The sequence below is a fragment of the Rhodobaculum claviforme genome (assembly GCF_016653255.1).
GTDB lineage: Bacteria > Pseudomonadota > Alphaproteobacteria > Rhodobacterales > Rhodobacteraceae > Rhodobaculum > Rhodobaculum claviforme.
The window spans coordinates 1-3395 of record NZ_NHSD01000044.1 but is presented as its reverse complement, the minus strand read 5'-3'; the positions used below and the strand labels follow the sequence as shown (position 1 = coordinate 3395).

The 3395-nt window shown below is 69.3% G+C and carries 4 protein-coding genes; 1 reads left to right on the top strand and 3 read right to left on the bottom strand.

The features are described 5' to 3' along the window. The 3 genes from CCR87_RS16965 to CCR87_RS00640 all read right to left on the bottom strand — a co-directional run. On the bottom strand, nt 1-186 hold a 186-nt coding region (locus tag CCR87_RS16965; RefSeq protein ID WP_201155404.1), incomplete at its 3' end, for an enoyl-CoA hydratase-related protein. Between the two features lie 21 nt (nt 187-207). Continuing rightward, a complete protein-coding gene (locus CCR87_RS00645; protein WP_201155403.1) occupies nt 208-669 on the bottom strand; it encodes a cytochrome c-type biogenesis protein in 462 nt (153 codons plus the stop codon). 5 nt (nt 670-674) lie between these two features. Beyond that, on the bottom strand, nt 675-2654 hold the full coding sequence (locus CCR87_RS00640; RefSeq protein ID WP_201155402.1) for a heme lyase CcmF/NrfE family subunit: 1980 nt from the start codon (nt 2652-2654) through the stop codon (nt 675-677). 223 nt (nt 2655-2877) lie between these two features. Between CCR87_RS00640 and CCR87_RS00635 the strand changes: the two genes are divergently transcribed. Then, on the top strand, nt 2878-3395 hold a 518-nt coding region (locus tag CCR87_RS00635; protein WP_201155401.1), incomplete at its 3' end, for a sulfite exporter TauE/SafE family protein.

The window sequence follows — 3395 nt, the reverse complement described above, 5'->3', positions numbered from 1 at the left end:
CCCCGCGCAGAACGCCCGCCCCGCCCCCGTCAGGACCACCACGCGTGCGGCCGTCCCGGCCGCCTCCAACGCGTGGCGCAATTCGGCGCGCATCAGCCCGTTCAGGGCATTCAGCACATCCGGACGATCGAGGGTGATGACGGCGACACCGCCCTCCACCACAAGGCCAATGGTCTGATACGCCACCCGTCCCCCCTTTCGCGCGCCTCAGTCGCGCGTCAACTCGCGCAGGCGGGCCTCTTCCTCGGGGCTCAGGCCGGGCGCGCCGGGCTCGGCCGTGCGATCCCGACGCCGCAGATAGACCACCGCCACCCCCAGCGCGAGGATCAGCATCACCGGCGCCGAGATCCACAGCACCAGATTGGCCCCCGACGTGGTCGGCCGCAGCAGCACGAATTCGCCGTAGCGGTCCACGAGATAGGCCATCACCTCGGCGTCGCTGTCGCCCTCCACCAGACGCTCGCGCACCAGCAGGCGCATGTCGCGGGCAAGATCCGCATTGGATTCGTCGATGGACTCGTTGCGACACACCACGCAGCGCAGGTCCGCGCTGAGGGCGCGCGCGCGCGCCTCCAGCTCGGAATCCTCCAGGATCTCGTCGGGCAGCACGGCATGGGCACCGCCGGGCAGCGCCAGCGCCAGCGCAGCGGCAAGGATCAGCGCACGCATCCCGCTCACTCCGCCGGCATCGGGGTTGCGCCGTCGCGGCGCCGCCGTGCGCCCGCCGCCACCCGGTAGCGGCGGTCCGACAGGCTGAGCAGCCCGCCCAGCGCCATGAACGCACAGCCCGCCCACAGCCAGTTGGCGAACGGCTTGATATAGCTGCGCACCGCCCAGCCACCGCGATCCTGGCTCTCGCCCAGGACCAGATACAGGTCGCGGAACAGGCCGTAGTGGATGCCCGCCTCGTTCGTCGGCATGCCCGCCGCGGTGTAGAAGCGCCGCTCCGGCATGACGGTGGTAAAGGGGCGGCCGTTAAGGGTCACGTCCATGATCCCGCGGGTGGCGACGAAGTTCGCCCCCTCCACCCGGGTGACATCGGACAGCGTGACCTCGTAGCGGCCGAGCGGAAACGTCTCGCCGACCTGGACCACGCGGATGTCCTCGGTCTCCCAGGCCAGCATCCCCGCGATGGCGAAGATGGCGATGCCGAGGCCCGAGTGCGCGGTGGCCTTGCCCCAGTCGGCACGCGGCAGCCGGCCCAGGCGGGCCAGACGCGCCATCGCGGCGCCGCGCCCGGTGCGCGCCCAGAGATCGACGCCCGTGCCCAGCACAACCCACAGCCCCACGATCACCCCCAGCGGCCCCAGCGCCGAACGCCCGGTCTGCATCGCCCACACCAGCGCCCCGGCGGCCAGCGAGAACAGCAGGATCCCCACCAGCGGCTGCATGGCGCGGCCGATCTCGCCGCGTTTCCACGGCAGCATCGCGCCAATGGGCAGGATCGCCGCCAGCGCCACGAAGAACGGGCTGAAGGCGATGTTGAAGAACGGCGGCCCCACCGACAGGACACGGTCGAACAGCATCTCGGCGATCATGGGCCACATCGTGCCCACGAACACCACGAAGGACGACACCGCCAGCAGCACGTTGTTCATCACGAGCGCCGATTCGCGACTGACCGTGCCGAACACACCCTTGGCCTCCATCGCCTGGGCGCGGACGGCGAACAGCGTCAGCGCACCGCCCATGAAGAACGCGAGGATCAGCAGGATGAACACCCCGCGGTCAGGGTCGACCGCGAAGGCATGCACGCTGGTCAGCAGCCCGGAGCGCACGATGAACGTCCCGATCAGCGAGAACCCGAAAGCCAGGATCGCCAGCAGGATAGTCCAGCTCTTCAGCGCCTCGCGCTTTTCCACCACGATGGCCGAGTGCAGCAGCGCCGTGGCGAACAGCCAGGGCATCAGCGAGGCGTTCTCCACCGGATCCCAGAACCAGAAGCCGCCCCAGCCAAGCTCGTAATACGCCCACCAAGAGCCCAGCGCGATCCCGATGGTCAGGAACACCCAGGCCGCCAGCGTCCAGGGCCGCACCCAGCGGCCCCAGGCGGCATCCACCCGCCCCTCGATCAGCGCTGCCACGGCGAAGGAGAACGCCATGCTGAGGCCCACATAGCCGAGGTACAGGAACGGCGGATGCAGCGCGAGGCCGGGGTCCTGCAACAGCGGGTTGAGGTCCTGCCCGTCCAGCGGCGGCATCACCATCCGGTCGAACGGGTTGGAGGTGAACAGCGTGAATGCCATGAACGCCGCCGTCACCGAGGACTGCACCGCCAGCACCCGCGCCCGGAAGCTTTCGCGCAGATTGGAGCCGAACCATGCCGCACAGGCCCCGAACAGCGTCAGGATCAGCACCCACAGCAGCATCGAGCCCTCGTGGTTCCCCCAGACGCCGGAAATCTTGTAGATCAACGGCTTGGCGGTGTGCGAATTGGCCACCACCAGCGCCACCGAGAAGTCCGAGACGATGAACGCCCAGGTCAGCGCGGCGAACGAGAATGCCACCAGCAGGAACTGTGCGTTGGCCATCGGCAGGCTGGCCTGCATCCATCCCGGCCACCCGCGGTGCGCGCCGACAAGTGGGATCACCGACTGCGCAAGGGCGACGGCGAAGGCAAGGATGAGGGCGAAGTGGCCAAGCTCTATGATCATGGTCGGAAAATACCCCGGCCGCTGCCCCACGCCAAGGCCTTGCGCGCGCATGTCGCGGGCGCACGGGTGCACGGGCGATCACATCCGCGCGGCCTGACCTTGCGGGGCGCCGCGGCCGGATTGCAACCGGGCGCCGGATAATGACCCGGGGCATGGAATTTCGCCTGTACGACCGGGGGCCTTGCGCTAGGCTGGCGCCAGCGCGGAACGCACGGACACGGCCTTGCAGATCTATCTTCCCATTGCCGAAGTGACGGCCAACGTCTTTGTCCTGCTGGGCATCGGCGGGGTGGCCGGCGTGCTGTCGGGGATGTTCGGGGTGGGCGGCGGGTTCCTGATCACGCCGCTTCTGCTGCTGATCGGGATTCCGCCGGCGGCGGCGGTGGCGACCGGGGTCAACCAGGTCATCGCCTCGTCGGTGTCGGGCGTCCTGGCGCATTTCCGGCGCGGCAACGTCGATCTGGTGATGGGCAACGTGATGCTCATGGGGGGGATGGTCGGGTCGGGCGCGGGGGTGTGGATCTTCAGCCTGCTGCGCGCGATGGGCCAGACCGAGCTGCTGGTGCAGCTGTCCTATGTGCTGTTCCTGGGGGTGATCGGCGCGCTGGTGTGCACGCCGTCGCAGACCAGCTCCTCCAGGCGGACACGACCGTCGACGCTGATGCGCAGGCGCGCGGCCTGCGGCCCCTCGCGCAGCAGCGACACCTCGTTGATCGCCAGCGCCTCGTGCACCGTGCCGCC